The organism is Stieleria bergensis, assembly GCA_007745635.1.
Classification (GTDB): domain Bacteria; phylum Planctomycetota; class Planctomycetia; order Pirellulales; family Pirellulaceae; genus Stieleria; species Stieleria bergensis.
The window spans coordinates 352248-371126 of sequence record CP036272.1 but is presented as its reverse complement, the minus strand read 5'-3'; the positions used below and the strand labels follow the sequence as shown (position 1 = coordinate 371126).

13 protein-coding genes, 1 tRNA gene and 1 pseudogene are annotated in these 18879 nt (G+C 55.0%); 8 read left to right on the top strand and 7 right to left on the bottom strand.

Translation table 11 applies throughout. From position 1 onward, the window contains the following. Positions 1 to 252 precede the first annotated feature (252 nt). The 7 genes from SV7mr_RS01105 to SV7mr_RS01075 all read left to right on the top strand — a co-directional run bounded on the left by SV7mr_RS01105 (position 253) and on the right by SV7mr_RS01075 (position 7776). Positions 253 to 2241 (top strand): ABC transporter ATP-binding protein, encoded by a 1989-nt coding sequence (locus tag SV7mr_RS01105; RefSeq protein WP_419187947.1) that lies wholly within the window; start codon positions 253 to 255, stop codon positions 2239 to 2241. A gap of 263 nt (positions 2242 to 2504) precedes the next feature. After that, positions 2505 to 3467, top strand: coding sequence for a DUF58 domain-containing protein (locus SV7mr_RS01100; protein WP_145268424.1), 963 nt, complete (start codon positions 2505 to 2507; stop codon positions 3465 to 3467). Continuing rightward, on the top strand, positions 3467 to 3940 hold the full coding sequence (locus SV7mr_RS01095; RefSeq protein WP_145268422.1) for a DUF4381 domain-containing protein: 474 nt from the start codon (positions 3467 to 3469) through the stop codon (positions 3938 to 3940). Before SV7mr_RS01100 ends, SV7mr_RS01095 begins: the two co-directional genes overlap by 1 nt. Further along, entirely contained in the window at positions 3934 to 5001 is a 1068-nt protein-coding gene (locus tag SV7mr_RS01090; protein ID WP_145268420.1) for a VWA domain-containing protein, read from the top strand. Before SV7mr_RS01095 ends, SV7mr_RS01090 begins: the two co-directional genes overlap by 7 nt. Then, positions 4998 to 5918, top strand: coding sequence for a VWA domain-containing protein (locus SV7mr_RS01085; protein ID WP_145268418.1), 921 nt, complete (start codon positions 4998 to 5000; stop codon positions 5916 to 5918). The genes SV7mr_RS01090 and SV7mr_RS01085 overlap by 4 nt, the downstream gene beginning before the upstream one ends. After that, positions 5915 to 6505, top strand: a complete 591-nt coding sequence (locus SV7mr_RS01080; RefSeq protein WP_145268416.1) for a tetratricopeptide repeat protein — start codon at positions 5915 to 5917, stop codon at positions 6503 to 6505. The genes SV7mr_RS01085 and SV7mr_RS01080 overlap by 4 nt, the downstream gene beginning before the upstream one ends. Continuing rightward, positions 6502 to 7776, top strand: a complete 1275-nt coding sequence (locus SV7mr_RS01075; RefSeq protein ID WP_145268414.1) for a BatD family protein — start codon at positions 6502 to 6504, stop codon at positions 7774 to 7776. Before SV7mr_RS01080 ends, SV7mr_RS01075 begins: the two co-directional genes overlap by 4 nt. A 13-nt stretch (positions 7777 to 7789) precedes the next feature. Here the strand turns inward: SV7mr_RS01075 and SV7mr_RS01070 are convergent, their stop codons facing one another. Continuing rightward, positions 7790 to 8749, bottom strand: coding sequence for an AAA family ATPase (locus tag SV7mr_RS01070; RefSeq protein WP_145268412.1), 960 nt, complete (start codon positions 8747 to 8749; stop codon positions 7790 to 7792). Between the two features lie 172 nt (positions 8750 to 8921). Here SV7mr_RS01070 and SV7mr_RS01065 point away from each other — a divergent pair. Further along, positions 8922 to 10418, top strand: a pseudogene (locus tag SV7mr_RS01065) (arylsulfatase). A gap of 118 nt (positions 10419 to 10536) precedes the next feature. Here SV7mr_RS01065 and SV7mr_RS01060 read toward each other — a convergent pair. The 6 genes from SV7mr_RS01060 to SV7mr_RS01035 form a co-directional block, all read right to left on the bottom strand. Further along, positions 10537 to 11946, bottom strand: a complete 1410-nt coding sequence (locus SV7mr_RS01060) for a DUF1501 domain-containing protein (RefSeq protein WP_145268410.1) — start codon at positions 11944 to 11946, stop codon at positions 10537 to 10539. Between the two features lie 83 nt (positions 11947 to 12029). Then, the gene (locus SV7mr_RS01055) at positions 12030 to 14894 is read right to left on the bottom strand and encodes a DUF1553 domain-containing protein (protein ID WP_145268408.1); all 2865 of its coding nucleotides are present in this window, start codon (positions 14892 to 14894) and stop codon (positions 12030 to 12032) included. 119 nt (positions 14895 to 15013) lie between these two features. Further along, positions 15014 to 16342 (bottom strand): alkaline phosphatase family protein, encoded by a 1329-nt coding sequence (locus tag SV7mr_RS01050; RefSeq protein WP_145268406.1) that lies wholly within the window; start codon positions 16340 to 16342, stop codon positions 15014 to 15016. A gap of 3 nt (positions 16343 to 16345) precedes the next feature. Next, complete coding sequence (locus tag SV7mr_RS01045; RefSeq protein ID WP_145268404.1) at positions 16346 to 16645, bottom strand: hypothetical protein; 300 nt, start codon at positions 16643 to 16645, stop codon at positions 16346 to 16348. 19 nt (positions 16646 to 16664) lie between these two features. After that, on the bottom strand, positions 16665 to 18392 hold the full coding sequence (locus tag SV7mr_RS01040) for a sodium-dependent transporter (protein ID WP_419187946.1): 1728 nt from the start codon (positions 18390 to 18392) through the stop codon (positions 16665 to 16667). A 384-nt stretch (positions 18393 to 18776) separates the two neighbouring features. After that, a tRNA-Phe gene (locus SV7mr_RS01035) sits at positions 18777 to 18849 on the bottom strand. Positions 18850 to 18879 lie beyond the last annotated feature (30 nt).

The following is an 18879-nucleotide window of genomic DNA, read 5'->3' as shown; positions in this document are numbered from 1 at the left end:
TTTTGCCAGCGACCACCAAGTGACCACCTTTCTCCAGTCTCTCTGGTTTCACTGAATGATGCCAGAACGGACTGGCCCTGTCTGGTTCGAAACGCTACAACAGAAGTCCGGCGTCTCCAGGACGCCGACACAGGGCATGGATGGATTCCGTTAAAACCCAGGTTTTCCAGGGCCAAACTCGAATCCAGCTCGACAAGAGCTCCATCAAATCATTCTTATCGACGGGCTAAAAGCTGAATCAAGGACGACTCAGTGAACACACCTTTTGTTCAAATTCTCAAAATCACCTTTCGGCACCGCTGGGCAATCGCAGGGCTGTTCGCCACCTCCCTGATGATCGCGGTTCTATGGAGCACGAACATCAGTGCCGTCCTGCCAATGGTCGACGTGATCTTCCAAGGCGATAACCTGACCGATTACGTCGAAAATCAACTCACCAGTTTGCAAACCGAACTGGCTGAAAATCAAGCGCAAAGCAGCGCGCTGATCGAGATCGAAACCTCAGAGGTCAACGACCAGCTGTGGCGATTGGAGCAGCGGCAGGAAACACTGCAATCACAACAACAGTGGTATCAAGCTGCCCTGCCCTACGTTCAACAGTACACACCAGGAACCCCGTTTGGGACACTGTTATTAGTGTTAGGATTTCTGGTCGTTGGGACGGGGCTAAAACTGCTGGCGCTGGCCGCTAACTTGATGTTGGTGCACTTCGTTGCCGGACGCTCGGCAGTCACCTTGCGCGAACAGTTTTTTCGCAAGGCGTTACACCTGGACATGGAAAGTTTCGGCGAAAACGGCTCTGCAGATTTGACGGCGCGTTTAACCAACGACGTCAGCTTGATCACCGGTGGAATCACAACGCTGCTTGGCCGAATGGTGCGTGAACCTTTAAAGATGATTGCCTGCTTTGTTGGTGCGGCCATTATCTGCCCGCGATTGTTACTGCTGATCATGGTGGTCCTGCCCGTCTTGGCAGTCATCATGCAATACCTCAGCCGCTCGATTCGTCGCGCAAGTCGTCGTGCGATGGAAGAAATGAGCAAACTGTATGGTGTGCTCAATGACTCCTTTGCCGGCATTCGCATGGTCAAAGTTTCCAACACCCACGCATCAGAACGAGCGCGTCTTCATCGCGGCACGATGCGTTACTTCGTGCAGTCGGTGAAGATGACCTTTTACAACACCATGGCCCGAGCCACGACTGAGATGCTGGGCATCACGACGGTTTCGTTGGGTATCTTGGCCGGCGGCTACTTGGTGCTGAATCAACAGACACATTTGTTTGGCATCCAGATCACCAGCGAACCGCTTGGCCAAGGGCAGATCTTCCTGTTCTTTGGCTTTTTGATCGGTGCTGCCGATCCAGCTCGCAAGCTAGCCGATGTCTGGAGTTCCCTGCAATCGGGCATCGCTGCGTCGACTCGCGTCATGGAAGTGATTGATGCACCGATTCGCGTCACCGAGCCCGAGCATCCTCGGACAACGGCTCGCCCGCACCGCGAAATCGTCTTCAAAGACGTTCACTACCAGTATCCCTCTGGCCCCAAGGTCCTGCAGGGAATCGATCTGAGCATCCAGCACGGCACCAATGTGGCAATCGTTGGTCCCAACGGCTGTGGCAAGAGCACCTTACTGAACCTGCTGTGCCGATTTGATGATCCACAGTCCGGAGCGGTTTGCCTGGATGATGTGCCGCTTGATCAGATGCGTCCGCGTGATTTGCGCAAACGCATCGCATTGGTCACGCAACGATCGATCTTGTTTGATGACACGATCGAAAACAACATTCGCTATGGCTGCCCTGGAGCGACGCGCGAACAAGTGATCGCAGCGGCCAAGCTAGCCTTTGCCGATGATTTCATCAGCGAGAAAACTCGCGATGGCTACGACACACGACTCGGCAGCTCTGGCGTTCGTCTGAGTGGCGGCCAGATGCAGCGGATCGCCCTGGCACGTGCCTTCCTGCGTGATCCCGATATCCTGATCTTGGATGAAGCGACCAGTCAGGTTGACAGCGAAAGTGAACAGCTGATTCATCAGGCGCTCAAAACCTTCTTGGTTGGCCGCACCTGCATCATGATCACACACCGTCCCAGCTGCCTCGACCTGGCGGATCAAATCGTTGTGATGTCTCATGGCCAAGTCGAAGCCAGCGGGCATCATGAAACGGTGCTGCAAAGCAACGACTTCTACCGCACGATCTGTGGTAGCGAATGGTCCGTCACACCCAAGGCGGCTTAACAGGCAACAGGCAGGCAAAATTCAGGCGAACATCGACGCGACGAAGCCTGCCAACCGCCTCTGCTGTGATGCTGACCGAGCTCTCTCTGCTCGGTGACGCACTGGATCCCTGTTCAAACGCCCGCCTGGCGGTATCAGCTGCCGCATCATTTTGGCTGTATTTCCCCAGCCACGGTCGCCCAACGAACAGACTATTCTATAAAGAACAGTCGCAAGGCTGATTGCGATCCACCCAACTCTGCCTCCATGCGTGCATGAATTCGATGAGCAGGCTGACAGACAAAAACGATTCGGCAAACGCATCGCACGCGGCATCCGCTCCATCGGACGCACATGTGAGCCTTCAGCGTTTGATCCAACTGCAGTTCGATGCCAGGCACTTTTCGCTGACCACCAAGCAACCGATCCACAGCTTATTGAGTGGACAGCATGCTTCGCGGCTGCGCGGTCGCGGCATGATCTTCGAAGAGCTAAGGGATTACCGTCCCGGCGATGACATTCGCTCGATCGATTGGCGCGCAACAGCCCGACTGCGGCGAGCTTGCACACGCGTGTACAACGAAGAGCGTGATCGCCCCGTTTTGCTGCTGGTTGACCAACGCGTCAACATGTTCTTTGGCAGCATCCGAACCACCAAAGCCACGGCCGCCGCAGAACTGGCAGCCCTAGCCGCTTGGCGAACACTCCGCACGGGAGATCGCGTGGGAGCGTTGATCTTCGGTGATCAAGAGATTGTCGAACTCAAGCCACAGCGCAGCCGAACCAATGTGATGCGACTCTGCCACCAGCTTGTCCGTATCAACCATGGCCTTTCAACACAAACCTTCAGCCGTCCCGGCATGCTAAACGAAGCATTAACGCGCGCCGTCAACCTAACCTCGCATGATTACTTGATCGTCCTGATCACGGATTACAACGGAGACGACAATCAAACCACGCAATTGGTCTCTCAATTAGCCGCGAAGAATGATGTGCTGGCGGCGCTCGTCTATGACCCACTGGGCATTTCGATCAACAATCGACTTCCTCTGGACGCGACCGATGGCGAACAACAAGTGAGCATTCCCGTTGACGAGCGTCTATCACAACAGTTCCAACAAGCATTCATTGATCGCTGCGAAACACTCCAGCAGCGACTTCGATCGATTCGCATTCCGATTCTACCGATCGGGACTCAGCATGCAGTGATTGATCAGTTACGCGAAGCACTGGGGGCTGGACGATAATGGCCCCCAGTGATTTAAACAACTTGCACGACATTCACCAACCGGTGGCGATTTCTCATTGGCCGCTTGCACCCGGCTGGTGGTTTCTGATTGCCGTTGGATTGTCCGTAGCGTTGATCACCGCTTTGCGATGGCACCGACGATGGAAACGAACGGCATACCGCCGCGCCGCATTAGCTGAACTCCGTTCGGCAACCAGCACTGCCGAAGTCGCTGAGATCATGAAGCGGACTGCGTTGGCTGGATTTGGACGTGCCGAGGTTGCAAGTTTAACGGGACATGACTGGATCCAATGGTTAAGACGCTCAACCGATCTGGAGCTTGAACAGCAGGTCGCTGACGATTTAAGCCTGGCGATTTACCGATCGCCCCAACCGCCTCAACCGCCTCAAGAGGCGTTGCTACGGTTTGCCGGCGCCTGGATCGAAACACATCGGGACACGACCTCACCACAGCAGGCGGATTCATGTTGAACTTCGCCTATCCACTGCTATGGCTCTTGTTGCCAGCACCATGGATGGTGCACCGACTGGCTCCGGCGATGGTTCTCAAACGCTCCAGCGTCCGCGTCCCCTTTCTGTCACGCTTGCCAAACGCTGACACCAGCAACCATCCTCCGACAGGCAAAGCTTGGCTTACCACACTCGGCAAGGCGTTTGTCTGGACCTTGGTGATCGGCGCACTAGCGCGTCCTCAATGGGTGGGCGCTCCGATTGAACGCATCGAGCCGACCCGGGACCTGCTGCTGCTGGTCGATCTTTCAGGATCAATGAATCAAGACGATTTCCAGGGAGCCGATGGGAACGCAACGACGCGTTTATCGGCTTTGAAGCAAGTCATCAAAGACTTTCTCAAGAACCGCCAAAGTGACCGCGTTGGCCTGGTCGTCTTTGGGAACTCGCCGTTCGTCCAGCTTCCCTTTACGGACGATCTGGAACTGATTGATCAACTGGTCGATGAAACAGATGTTGGCATGGCGGGCCCTCGCACGGCCCTGGGTGACGCGATTGGATTGGGAATCACGCTGTTTGAACAAAGTGAAGCTCCAGAGAAAACAATCATTGCTTTGACCGACGGCAACGACAACGCCAGCTCCGTTCCAGCAACTCAAGCAGCCAGAGTCGCAGCCAATCAACAAATCACCATCCATACCATTGCGATGGGTGATCCAGAGACAGTGGGCGAAGAAGCGCTTGACATGATGAGTTTGCAGCAAGTGTCGCAAACCACTGGCGGGCAAACCTTTTTAGCCGTGAATCGCAGCGAGCTGGTTTCAGCCTATTCGGCCATCGACCAGATTGAGACTCAGGAGCTGACCAAGATTGGCTACCGACCGCGCACCGATCTTTACTTTTGGCCGCTCGCCACCGCACTGTTACTGACCATCGGCCGTGCGGCGATTGGCCTCCGCGGCCAGCCGGTGCTCAATCAGTCTGCTGCGCAATCGGTGCGGCTACGTGTCAACTCACGGACTTTCAAACTTGAACCCGTCCACGCTGCCACTTCAGCCGATCAGCCTGAGGTGAATGCATGAGCGATTTTCACTTCATTCGCCCCTGGTGGCTGCTATTGATTCCGATCGTCGTTTGGATCTGGTACCAGCAACAACGACGCAGGCGAGAACTGGCGGGCTGGAGCGCTCTGATTGATCCTCGATTATTACCGGCGATGACGGTTCGCTCATCGCAAGGCGGATCCGACAGGACTTGGCTGATTTTGGCCGTTTGGATCGCGACCATTCTCTCTGTTGCTGGCCCCACTTGGCATCTTCAGCCCTCACCACTTGGTGACACACCTGAGCCCGTGATGATTGTCTTTCGCGCGACCGAGTCGATGAATCAGACCGACATTCAACCCAGCCGCCTGGAACGAGCACGGCTGAAGGTCGTGGATTTCGCACGCGCACGCCAAGGCAAGCCGATGGGCTTGATCGCTTATGCGGGTTCCCCACACTTAGTGTTGCCACCAACCCGAGACACCGAATTGGTTGCCCAGATGATTGATCAAATCAGCTCGGACATCATGCCCCGGCCGGGCAGCGACTTAAGCGCAGCCCTTGAATTAGCGGTGAATCGCTTTGGAAAATTCCAAGGATCAATCTGTCTTGTTTGCGATCAGCTCCAAGCCAGCGACCGACAAGTCATCCAATCCTTTCGCGATCAATCCTCGGTGCCCATCGAAGTCCTGGCGATCGCGCGTGCGGAAACACCCGAACTGAACGCGATTGAACAAGCGGCCCGACCAGCATCGTCGATGACCGTCATGAGCGCTGACAACTCCGACATTGAAACGCTGGTACGCCGCACCAATCGCCCGGCGGTCCCAGTCGAAGCACCGGACAGCAAACCCCGCTGGTCGGAATCGGGCTATTGGCTTGTGCCACTGATTGCCGCGGCCCTGTTGGTTTCGTTCCGCAAGCGGACCTTTGCAAAACTGGAGACCGCATCATGAGAGCCATCGCGTTTAGTCTACTCGCCTTTAGCTGGGCCTCCCTGTGGCTGACTGCCGATCAGCAAGGGCAGCGACTGTTCGATGAAGGTCGCTTCGATGAGGCCGCAAAGACGTTTGAAGACCCTCGCTGGAAAGCAACGTCGCTCTATCGATCCGGTGAATTCGAGGAAGCAGAGAAGACCTTCGCCCAAGACGCCTCTGCCGATTCAGAATACAACCGTGGCAATTGCTTGGTCTTCTTGGGACGCTATGACGAAGCTGTTGAGCGATACGATCGAGCTCTAGAATTAAGACCAAATTTCCCAGCGGCAGAGGACAATCGAAAACTTGCACAATTGCGAGCCAAGCAAGTTGAACGCAAAGGCGGTGACATGGGTGACCAAAAACTAGGCGCCGACGAAATCCGCTTCGACAAAAATCAAAGTCCCGAAGGCCAGGAGACAAAGATCGACAACGAACCGATCAACGACTCCGCCATGCAGTCTCTGTGGCTTCGCAAAATCCAGACCGAACCGGCGGACTTCCTCCGTGCCAAATTCGCCTACCAATTGGACAATTCCCCAGCGCCGAGACCCGCCAAGCCATGAGTGTCGCGCGATTGCTTTTTCTAGCGTTCTCCATGCTGTGCTCGGCATGCCTGCAGCCAACTGCCATGGCTCAACAGTTGCAGGCCGAACTTGCCCAAGAGTCCGCCTGGACGGGTCAGCCGATCCGCTTGAATATCAAACTACTCTCTCCCGGCCCCTTTAGTGGCACAGCAGCCTTTGATTTGCCACAACTTGATCGCGTGATCATCCAAAAGATTGGCCGACCGATCGTCGGTAGCGAACAGGTTGACGGGGAAACACAGCTGACTCAACTGCATGAGTTCCATGTCTTCTCGCAGCGGACGGGATCGATCGAAATCCCGCCTTTTCGCGTCCGATACTCAGCCCGGCAAGACTTCACCTCCAAGGCCGAACCACATCAGAATGAGACGCCGGCACTGCAGTTTGCTTCAAAACGCCCACCGGGGACAGAGTCGCTTGGACTGGTGGTTGCCACCAAGAATCTACGCGCAAAACAAGACTGGTCTCCCGATCGCATTGACGACTTGACCGCCGGTGACGTGATCACACGCAACGTCCAGCAGCTTGCCTCGGACACAACAGCGATGATCCTGCCGACGATTCCAACGACCGCGATCGACGGCATTCGAACCTACACCGATCGCCCCGTCGTGACCGATCAAACGGAACGCGGCGAAGCCACTGCCACACGCACCGACACCATCAAATACCAATTTGAACGCGCGGGAACCTATCAAATTCCCGACGTCACCGTCCGCTGGTGGAATACTCAATCAGAGCAACTGGTCCAGCAGATCTTGCCAGGCAAAACGATCACGGTCGCAGGCTCGATCGCGACCGACGACTTGGCGGCCAGCGCGAGCAACCTTGACCCATCCACTGGAGAGGTATCGCCGTGGTCGATTCTGATTGGAACCCTTGTCCTGTCAGGACTTGCATTCGGTGGCTACATGACTTGGAAACGCTGGCAAGAACACCTGCAGTGTGAACCAACAAAGACGTCTCGCAATCTAATCGCGGCATGTGACCAAAATGATGCCATGTCGGCCTACCAACTGCTGCAGCGTTGGAAGCTGCTTGTTCACTTGTCCGACGAACAACTGGCCGGTTTATCGAGTCCCGAACAAGAGCTTGCCAAATCTCTCTATGATCCACACGCTGAACAGAAGGGATGGGACGGCAACGCTCTGCAGCATGCCATCATCGCAGCGCAGCGGGCCCCAGCAAGACAAGCCAACAACGATCTACCACTCCCACCGCTGAATCCGTCCCAGCCTGTTCGCCGCTAAGAAAATGCCCAATTTAAACGGTGGCAACAGCCTCTAATAACGCATCGACAATGTCTTCGCGGCTCTTGCCTTCGGCCTCCGCGGAATACGCCAAGTGAAGGCGATGGGCAAGGCAACAGTGAGCCATCGCCTGAACGTCTTCGGGAGTGACGAACTGGCGTCCTTGCAACCACGCGCGAGCCCGTGACGCGGCATCGAGTGCAATGGTTGCTCGCGGGCTGGCGCCGTTCTCGATCCAGTCTTCGAGTGGCTTGCCATAGCGAGCCGGCTCGCGGGTCGCAGTGACAAGGTCCACGATGTATTGCTCCACCGGCTCAGCAACCTGCACCGCGTCGACCTCCTTGCGCGCAGCAAACAACACGTCTTGAGTGATCGGAGCCGGTGGCTCGGCGGCATGCCCAGTATTTTCCGCACGCACCAATCGCAAAATGGATAATTCGTTTTCAGCCGCAGGATAGGGAACTTTGACATACACCATGAAGCGATCCATTTGCGCTTCAGGCAGCGGGTAAGTCCCCTCTTGATCGATGGGATTTTGTGTCGCCAATACTAAGAACAACGGTGGCAACGGATACGTTTTACCTGCGACGGTGACCTGGCGTTCCTCCATCGCTTCAAGCAGTGCCGCTTGCACTTTAGCGGGCGCTCGGTTGATTTCATCTGCCAAGACAAGGTTGCCAAAGAGAGGCCCTTGCTGAAATTCAAACGTGCCGAGTTTTTCCTGATAGATCTCTGACCCCGTGACGTCAGATGGCAACAGGTCCGGTGTGAACTGAACACGTTTAAAGTCGCTTTCAATCAATCGGGAAAGGGTCTTGATCGATCGAGTCTTGGCGGTGCCTGGAAAACCTTCCATCAACACGTGCCCATTAGCCAACAAAGCAACCAGCAATCGCTCAACCACGGCTTCTTGTCCGATCACCGCTTGCTGGAGGGATTTGGCAATTTTTCCGATTAATTCGTGGGTTCTCATGCTCTTTCGTTTCCCTACCCGTTACTCAAAAACAGCCGACACGGTGCTAATGGTGAGCTATCGTCAATCAAGGTGTAATTCTGCTTAAAGACACCTATTTAGCGATCGACATCACACAATGAACATCTCTCAGCAGATCGTCAAGGCGATCATGGCTCTCGCGATTTTGGCGATGAGTGCCTCAACCGGATCGGCCCAGGACCAACCGAATATCTTGGTCATCTGGGGCGATGACATCGGCATGACCAACATCAGCGCCTATTCTCGCGGCTTGGTTGGCTACCATACACCCAATATTGATCGGATCGCCAAAGAAGGCATGCTGTTTACCGATTATTATGGCGAGCAATCCTGCACAGCGGGTCGATCCTCGTTCATCACCGGGCAAAGCGTTTAACGTACCGGGCTTTCCAAAGTCGGCCTGCCCGGCGCCGAACTGGGCATGCGGATCGAAGACCCAACCATCGCTGGCCTGCTAAAAGCCCGCGGTTACATGACTGGCCAACACGGCAAGAACCACCTGGGCGACAAAGATGAACACCTGCCGACCAATCATGGATTCGACGAATTCCTGGGCAACCTGTATCACCTGAACGCTGAAGAAGAGCCTGAGAATCCCGACTATCCGAAAGACCCAGAGTTCCGCAAACGCTTCGGTCCTCGTGGCGTCATCAAATCAGCGGCTGATGGTGTCATTCAAGACACCGGACCGTTGACCCGCAAACGGATGGAAACCATCGACGACGAAACCGTCGCTGCATCGATGGATTTCATCGATCGAGCACATGCCGCCAAAAAGCCTTTTTTCTGCTGGTGGAATGGCACTCGCATGCACTTCCGCACCCACGTCAAGCCAGAACTTCAAGGCATCTCAGGCCAAAACACCTATGGCGACGGCATGGTGGAACACGATCGCCACGTTGGCCAACTGCTGGACAAGTTGGACAAACTGGGAATCGCCGAAAACACCATCGTGATCTATTCCACCGATAACGGTGTCCACATGAACACATGGCCTGACGCTGGTCTGACACCATTTCAAGGCGAAAAGAACACCAACTGGGAAGGAGGTTGGCGAGTGCCAGCAATGGTGCGCTGGCCTGGCAAAATCGAAGCCAGCTCAGTGAGCAATGAAATCGTGCACCACATGGATTGGTTGCCGACGTTCTTGGCAGCAGCCGGTGAACCAAACATCAAAGAAAAACTACTTGAGGGTGACGCTCAAGCGATCGGCCGTCAGTACAAAGTTCATCTTGATGGATACAATATTCTGCCGATGCTGACCGGAGAAACCGACAAGAGCCCTCGCAAGGAAATCTTTTACTTCAGTGACGAGGGCGATCTGACCGCACTCCGCTACGGGGATTGGAAAGCAATCTTCCTTGAGCAAAAAGCCAAGGGAACCTTGCGTGTTTGGATTGAACCGTGGACACCACTTCGTATTCCGTTGATCTTCAACCTGCGTCGCGACCCCTTTGAACGAGCTTACTTCACATCCAACACGTACTATGACTGGATGATCGACCGAGTCTTCTTCCTGGTTCCAGCTCAACAATACGTGGGCAAATTCCTGGAGACTTTCCGCGAATTCCCACCACGTCAAAAAGCAGGCAGCTTTAGCATCGATCAAGTGATGGAAAAGATCCAGTCGACGACCTCTTCGCCCTAGACAGGTGACGTCAAGCCACTTGTCGACCGAGTGGTTCAACAACGAATCGACGATCCTGACTGATCAATCGATCGACTGGGATCGTCAACACCAAGCGGCGCGTGCGCCGCTTTTTTCGTTAAATCACTTCATGGACCACACGTCCGTAGACGTCGGTAAGACGAAAATCGCGTCCTGCGTATCGGTACGTTAATGCTTCATGGTTAATGCCTAACTGATGCATCACCGTGGCATGCAAGTCGTGCATGTGGACTTTGCCCTGGATACTTTTGGCACCAAACTCATCGGTCTGACCGTATGAGGTTCCTGGTTGAAATCCACCGCCGGCCACCCATACCGTGAAGCCACCGGGGTTATGATCTCGACCGGTCCCGTTGTTTTGGCTGTAAGGCGTTCGCCCAAACTCTCCACCCCACCAGACGATCGTGTCTTCTAACAGCCCACGCTGCTTCAGATCCGCCAACAAGCCCGCGATCGGTTGATCAACGGCTCTGGCATGAGTCTCATGTTTGGGCAAGTTCGAATGCTGATCCCAGGCGGGGTTGGCACTATTGTCCCCGTAATTAACTTGTACAAACCGAACGCCAGATTCAACCAGACGACGCGCTAGCAAACATCGTTCGCCATAAGATCGCGTGTTGGGATTATCCAAACCGTACAAATCACGCGTGGCCTGTGTTTCACTTTTGAGGTTCAAGACATCAGGTGCGACTTGCTGCATCCGCCAAGCTAACTTGAACGAATCGTTCATGGCTTGAAACTCTTCACTGGCCTGCTGTCGACGCTGCATCTGAGAATGGTTGAGCGAATCAATCAGCGACAATTGCTGCTGCCGACGATCATCGCCAAAGTTCTTGGGTTCTAAGTGGTTGATCCCCAAGGTCTCACTGCCTGCCTGACCAATGGGCGTTCCCTGAAACCGAGTGGGCAAGAAAGAGCTGCCATAGTTTCGAGGACCACCATTACCGATGGAAGGAGCAATGGAGACGAAACCGGGCAGATCCCGATTCTCGGTGCCCAATGCATAGTAAACCCAAGACCCCATCGAAGGCCGAATGAAGTTGGTTGACCCACAGTGCAGGAACAGCGTCGCCGGTCCATGAGCAACGCCGTCGGTATGCATGCCGTGCAAGAAACACAAATCGTCAACATGCTGAGCCGTTTTGGGAAACAGATCGGAAACGTGCTTCCCGGTTTGGCCATATTGATTGAACTTCCAAGGCGACTTCATCAGCCGCTGCTCACTGCCTCGTTTGCCAGTTTTCGCGAACTCACGCGCATCATCAAACGGCATCCGCTCGCCGTCGCGGCGCTGGAGCTCCGATTTGTAGTCGAAGGAATCAACTTGACTGACGCCGCCTTGCATGAACAAGAAGATCACGCGTTTGGCTTTGGGTGCGTGATGGGGCTTGGCCAGCAAACCCGGCAAGGCGTTGCTGGAGAGCGTTTCGGCAGCCATGGCCTGGGTGGCCAAGGAGCCAAATCCGCAGGCTCCGCCAGCCAACATCATTCGTCGATTCAACGTCATATGAACTCACCCGTTTTACAATTACTCACAAGCCGCTGGAAACCAACCGGCAACCAACCTAGCCACAAGCCGCTAGAACCATGCTATTCCAAATACCGAAAATCGATCGATACAAACAAGGCCTGCACCAGATCTTGCACACGCTGTGAATCCGGCGATTTGGACGCTTCCTCTGCCGTCAAAAACTGCACGCAGGATTCCAGCTCTTGCTTTGATGGCTGACGAGCCAAGCAAAGCCAATACAATCGATCGACTAACTCAGCTGATTGACGCCACTGTTTTTCGTCTAACACTCGCTTCGCCGTGACGGCCGCGCAATCGATGACCCACGGATGATTCATGATCTCCAGTGCTTGCGTGGCCACGGTGCTTTGATTGCGATCGCCAACTGAAACGCTGGGGTCTGCGAAATCAAACGCTTGAAACAGTGGTGGCAACGAATTGCGAAACACCGGTTGGTACAAACTGCGTCGATACCCTTGATGATTGAAGTTATAATCCGCCGACAAACCTTTGGGGATCAGCGAACCGCCCATCGTCATCTGCAGCCTCCCGCTGGCCATCATCATTGCGTCGCGTAATGATTCGACTGGCAGTCGCCGAACGTTTGCGGCACTGTAATAGCGATTCTCAGGATCTCTTTGCTGGGACGATTGATCGCGCCGAGACGAACGCCGATAGGCATCACTGGTCACGATCTGCTTGACCAGCTGCTTGGTCGACCAGCCTTGGTCGATGAACTGCTGAGCTAAATGATCGAGCAATTCAGGATGAGTGGGCGGCGCTCCGGTGGTTCCGAACTGATTCTCAGTCGTCACTAAACCTTCGCCCATCAACCAGGACCAAACTCGATTGACATAAACGCGAGCGGTCAACGGGTTTTGGGGATCGGCGATCCAATGGGCGAATTCCACACGCCCGCTGCGATCCTGAGGAATCTGTTTAGCAAAGTGATCCGCTTGCCCAACGGCCGCGATAAAGCCCCGCCGGACTTTGACACCAAACTGATGCGGATTGCCCCGCACACGAATGGCGACTTCTTGCTTAGGTTCACCTTCACTAATCGAGAGATAAGTGGGACGGTTGGCAACCTCAGCTTTGAGCTGTTTTTCTTTCGCCTGCAGTTCACTGATCTGCTTCGCAAGCTTTTTTTGCACCTCACGTTGCTCTTCTGACTCACGTTCCTTCTGGGGATCCGCTTTGGCAATCTTTTGATCGGGCTGTCCAACGGGCAAGAACTGAATCGCGTCAACAATCACGTGACCATCGGCATCTTCGTTGGAGACCATCACAAAGGCTTGCCCGCCAGCCTCGAACGGATACTCGCCTAAAGAAATCCAGGAGCCATCAATCGGTCCGGCAAGCCTCTGATTGACGCGCACCATCTTGGATTCATTGGCACTAAAGACTTGGACAATGGTTTGCGTGGCGCGATTCGTTCCATGGGTGTAGGCCATCCGAACTTCATAGCGTCCCGTTTTGATCGTTTTTGGCTCAAAGGTGGCTGACTTACTGCCCTGGCTGGTGTTGGCATCGTGATGATACCCCTTCCCAACGTACGGCTTCGCCGACGTGGAATGCGTCCAATCACCGACGTACGTGGCCTGTTCATCGTCAATCACAATTCCTGGCAAGCTGTCCAGGGCGATCAAACTGCCCTTTGCAGGCTTGCCTGTTTGCTGCGCTTTGAACGACTTAATCTGCGCCGCCACCACCTGCAGCTCTTTCTTGAGCCGATCGTAGCGCTGCTGTTGTTCAGGCGAGATCGGCAGCGGTGCTGAGATCCACTTGGATAAATTCGCGTGGGCCAGCGGCACGGTGGACCGAAAGATGCCTGCCATCGAGTAGTAATCTTCGGCGGTGATGGGATCAAACTTATGATCATGACAGCGAGCACATCCAATGGTCTGTCCCATAAATGCCCGACCGATGGTCTCGAGCTGTTCGTCCAAGTGATCGAATTCCAGCTTTGTTTTGTCTTGGTCTTCAAGATTGGAATTCCCCAGCGCCAAAAAACCGGTGGCAACCGCACGCAGTCGGTCTTCTTCTAGATCACCCGTTGCCAGCAGATCACCGGCGATCTGATCACGAATCATCTGATCAAACGGCCGATCTTGGTTGTACGCTGAAACCAAATAGTCTCGATAACGCCACGCGTCATTGAGCACAAAACCGCGTAGCGTGATCGAATCTGCATAACGGGCCACATCCATCCAGTGCCTTGCAAAGTGCTCACCAAACTGGGGCGATTCAAGCAAGCGATCCACAAGTGCCTCATAGGCCTCGGGCGAAGCCTGGTCAGCAAATGCTTTTACCTCGGCTGGATCCGGCGGTAAACCTTGCAAGTCAAACGCAAGTCGTCTGATCAACACGGCGGGACGAGCTGGGGAAGCCTTGGTGAGTTGCTGGGATTTGATTTGGCGATCAATCAAATGGTCGATCAAATCCGCTCGGCTGGCGAGCGCGTCATCAATCACGGGCGGTTGGTAAGACCAGTGCTTGGCCGCTTTTTCGACCACCGACTCGGTCGCCTGTTCTGGATCACCGCTGGCGGGTTGTTTCCTGGGATCCACCGCGCCTTGTTTGATCCAAGTTTCAAAGTCAGCAATGACGGCGGCGGGCAACTTGCCTTCTGGCGGCATTTCCACATCGGGATCGTCATAGCGAATGGCGCGGATCAGCAAGCTCGCGTCCACATCACCAGGTTTGATTGCCGGCCCCAGATCGCCGCCCGTTGCCCAACCTTGGCGAGAATCCAGGAGCAAACCACCGCTTGCCTCGGTCTCGGTGGCGTGACACTCCAAACAGTGTTCGATCAGTGCCGGACGGATCTTGGTTTCAAAAAACGTCGTGTCAGGATCAGCCGCGCACAGCGTCGATTGTCCCGCACACACCATCATCAGCAGTGCGCAAAGAGCCACAAGCGATAAACGAACGGGAAAGAACATGAGAATCGGCGGGATGGAGTCGCAGTCGCAAAACGCGATGCATGGACAGGCGGGAACAACCTAGCCTAACCGCATTCCACCAAAATCTCAACAATTGGACGGTTCTGAGGACCGCTGATTCAAGAGTCCAGCAACTGCCGGGCATAATCCGCAAAACCAGTCATCTCCCAAGGCACTTCGGGCCCATCGGAAGGCCCAATCACCAGCGGTCCCTCGGTAGCCGCTGGATGCAAACCGTGGCTGCCGCGAACCAGCGTGGCATCCAGAGGAATCACGTCCATCTTGTAACGCATGCCCAGTTTTTTCTGCGCCAACCGCATCGCCGCTCGCAGCTTGCTGGTCATGAACAACTCACAGGGGTCGTAGCCTGGCTTGCGATGAATGTCCACCGTGCGAGCAAAGTCGGGAGCCAATTCATCGCTGAGCCAGTAGTAATACGTAAACCAGGCATCGGACTCGGCCAGCGCGATCAAGTCTCCGCTGCGAGGATGGTCCAGTTCCAATTCAGCCGGTTCAAACACGGATGCCACACCGGGCGTTTGCTCCAGCGCCTGCCTGACGTCTGCAATCAAAGCGTCGTCACGAACGTAGACGTGAGCCAGTTGATGGTCGGCGACCGCGAACGCTTTGGACTCGCCTGGCATCAAGGTCTCACCGAAGGGGCCGCGCCGAACAGAGAGCCATTGGTGTTCGCGCAAGACGCGGTTCAAGTGCACCGGCCGATGTACTGGAACCAGCCCATATTCAGAAACAATCACGCACTTGGTGCCAGTGTCTTCGGCTGCGTCAACAATCCGGCCAACACAAGCATCCACTTCGGCAACACGCTGTGGATCCTGGTGATCGTGACGTTGGTAGTCGTAATCCAGATGCGGCAAATAGACCAATGTGACTTGAGGACGTTTCTCGCGCAACACAACTGCAGAGGCATCCGCGATCCACTGACTGCATGGCAGCCCAGCACCTGGCCCCCAAAACGAGAAAAAGGGGAACGGGCCAAGCCGGTCGGTCAAGGCACAACCGGTATGATCCAACACATCAAAGACTTTGCTGCCATCGCAACCGTAGTGCGGCTTAGGCGTGCAGCTGTAGCGAGCGGTCGAAGACTGATTGAACCACCAAAACATCTTGGCGGTTTCGTAATCGTCATAAAAGGCCGGTGCTTGAATCAACGAACGCGCTTGCTGCCAGAAACGAATCTCCTGGGTGTCGCGATAGTACCAGCCATTACCAACGATACCGTGCTCTTTTGGCGGCAGCCCCGTCAGCATGGTCGCTTGACTGGTGGCGGTCACCGCGGGCAGCGGGCTATTCCAAGGCCTGTAGTGCTCCGTCCCACTTTCAAGCGTCTCCGCCGCGGGATCACAAGCGAGAGCTCGCATCACGGGCGCATGCTTCAGCAATTGTGGGGTCATGCCCACGACATTGATCACGCAAATCGACGCCATCAATCAATCCAGTTCAGACGCTGGAGTCATCAAAACACGATACAGACAAAAGCTCAGCAAGCATATGACCGTCGTGATTGAAATCCCCATCAAAGCAATGCCAGCACCGTTGAGCGAATAATCAACGACTTCCGGGGCAACCACTTCAACCATGGCAACTGTCTCCGCCGAGGCCTCCTGGACGACTTCTGGCGCTTGCTGCGCGACAGACTCCGCTCCCTCCTGAGACAAAGCCGCAGCCTCTTCGCTGGTGGCGGTCGCTTGATCGTCGCTCGACGCGGATTCTTGTAACATTAATAACATGATCTGACTCCAATGAAACCTAATCCAAGTCCTTCAAACGACCTTGCTCGGCCCACTTCAGTCCAGCGGCGTGCACCATTGCGGTCAAGAAACCAATCGTGCCAACAATGAACAGTAACGAAAACTGCACCACTCGATCGGAAGCGATTTGCGACAGGTAACCAAGCTTTGGCACCCCATCATCGTCCAGCACCGGGTTGCCGTTCGCATCCACTGGATCTGGCAACGCTTGGTACAGGAACAAAACGAAGATCACTCCCAAATACAGCGGCACCACAAACTTCAACATGTAATGCACCACCATCGGGATCTTAAACGAAGCCCCGTGTGACGACTCTTCCACACCCCGCTTGACTCCGAAGATCCAGCCATAGATGACGGACTGCACCATGGCCAAGATGAAAATCAACACGGTACCAACCCAGAAATCCATGGTGTCCAGCGCTTTCAGGCCGGCTGAGAACCAGATCACAAACATGCTGCCTGCCAGGGTGATAATGCCCAGCAAGGAAACAGAAGCCGGGCGAGCCATTCCAAAGCCTTCTTCAAAGAACGCAATCACAGGCTGCAACATGGAGAGGCTACTGGTGATGGCTGCCAAGAACAGCATGAAGAACCACAAGAAGCCAAAGAATTGCCCTCCAGGCATTTGAGCAAAGACGTTCGGTAACGCCGTGAAGCCAAGACCAAACGTGCCTTGATCGCCTGCCGCAGCGCCTAAAAAGATAAATGCCGCGGGCAGCGTGATCAGGCCGCCCAGGCAGACTTCGAAAAATTCATTCATCCCACAAGCAGTCAAACCGCTTAGCACGACGTCGTCTTTCTTCTTCAAATAACTGGCGTAATTGATGATCACGCCAAAGCCAACCGACAGCGAGAAAAAGATCTGCCCCGAAGCTGCCAACCAGGTCTTCGCATCAGCCAGCTTGCTGAAATCGGGATTCCACATGAACCCCAGCCCCTCACTGACTTTTTCAGCGGGCAGGGTCAGCACGCGAGCCAAGACCAGCAACGAACACACGACCATCATGGGAATCGCAATCCGGCAAAAGGTCTCGATCCCCTTGCTGACTCCGCGATAAATCAAGACGAAGTTAATGACGAACGTGATTCCAACAAAGACAATTAAGCTACTGGTGCCACCCAGGATGGCGCCGTCTTCACCACTGCCCACGAAGTCCCCAAAGAACTTTCCATAGGCGTCCGGATTGTCGCCCAGCATCAAGTCGCCGGTCAAATACTTAAAGGCATAGGCCAAGCACCAGGCTTCGATGACCACATAGTACATGTAGATCACAAGCGGAATGAGCAGCGCGGGAACGGCCAAGTAGCGAGCTTTCAAGCTGCGACAGACAGCGCTAAAAATGCCGGGCGCTGAATTAAATCCCTTCAGGCCGCCAAAGCGTCCCATCGTCCACTCGGCCCAACACAACGGGATCCCCAGAACCAACAGGGAGATAAAGTAAGGCAGCAAAAAAGCGCCACCACCATTGCTGGCGGCTTGGCCGGGGAATCGCAAGAAGTTCCCCAGTCCGACCGCTGAACCAGCTACCGCTAGAATCACACCAATTCGTGATCCCCACTGTTCCCCACCGGTCTTGGCTGGGCCCGTCTGATCACCAGCGGAGGCCGAAGCCAGCTCGCCTGCCGGGGCCTTCTCAACCGCCTGAGCCTCAGTGGCTGGCATCTCACTGGAGTTTGGGCCGCTGGAATCGGCCGACGATGGTGCATCCGTTGAATCTTCCACGTTCACTTCTTGCTGGTTGGCATGACTTGATGAACTGCGAGCTAGAAAACCAAACCACAGCCCGCCAAGGCACCCAACCATTCAACTGCTGCGTCGGTCGCCCAGAAATAGCGGCGACTGCTTCGTTTCCTGCCCATTTCGTGGCCCGTAGTCTAACGTTGATCGCTGAACTTGTGAAACGAAACCACCCAGGGATCTCGTCAAGTTTGGCCAAAACCGCAGGTTTCTTGCCAGAGACCGGCTTGCCGGTGACGATCGATGCCGCCAGCAAGGGAGCCAAGCACCACCCCGGCCAGCCTCACCACGCGGCACAGAAGAACTTCTCATGGCGCATAAAAAAACCGCTCGTGGCTGGGCCAGGAGCGGTTTTGGATTCAGTAAAAGTGGTCAGGGCCGGGCTCGAACCGGCGACACCGGCCTTTTCAGGGCCGTGCTCTACCAACTGAGCTACCTGACCGAAGGGCTGAATCCGTTTCAGAGGGCGGAA

Excerpts from the sequence above, each read along its gene's own strand:
- SV7mr_RS01100 (WP_145268424.1), top strand. The coding sequence starts at position 2,505 with ATGAGCAGGCTGACAGACAAAAACGATTCGGCAAACGCATCGCACGCG.
- SV7mr_RS01095 (WP_145268422.1), top strand. The coding sequence starts at position 3,467 with ATGGCCCCCAGTGATTTAAACAACTTGCACGACATTCACCAACCGGTG.
- SV7mr_RS01090 (WP_145268420.1), top strand. The coding sequence starts at position 3,934 with ATGTTGAACTTCGCCTATCCACTGCTATGGCTCTTGTTGCCAGCACCA.
- SV7mr_RS01085 (WP_145268418.1), top strand. The coding sequence starts at position 4,998 with ATGAGCGATTTTCACTTCATTCGCCCCTGGTGGCTGCTATTGATTCCG.
- SV7mr_RS01080 (WP_145268416.1), top strand. The coding sequence starts at position 5,915 with ATGAGAGCCATCGCGTTTAGTCTACTCGCCTTTAGCTGGGCCTCCCTG.
- SV7mr_RS01075 (WP_145268414.1), top strand. The coding sequence starts at position 6,502 with ATGAGTGTCGCGCGATTGCTTTTTCTAGCGTTCTCCATGCTGTGCTCG.
- SV7mr_RS01070 (WP_145268412.1), bottom strand. The coding sequence starts at position 8,749 with ATGAGAACCCACGAATTAATCGGAAAAATTGCCAAATCCCTCCAGCAA.
- SV7mr_RS01060 (WP_145268410.1), bottom strand. The coding sequence starts at position 11,946 with ATGACGTTGAATCGACGAATGATGTTGGCTGGCGGAGCCTGCGGATTT.
- SV7mr_RS01055 (WP_145268408.1), bottom strand. The coding sequence starts at position 14,894 with ATGTTCTTTCCCGTTCGTTTATCGCTTGTGGCTCTTTGCGCACTGCTG.
- SV7mr_RS01050 (WP_145268406.1), bottom strand. The coding sequence starts at position 16,342 with ATGGCGTCGATTTGCGTGATCAATGTCGTGGGCATGACCCCACAATTG.
- SV7mr_RS01045 (WP_145268404.1), bottom strand. The coding sequence starts at position 16,645 with ATGTTATTAATGTTACAAGAATCCGCGTCGAGCGACGATCAAGCGACC.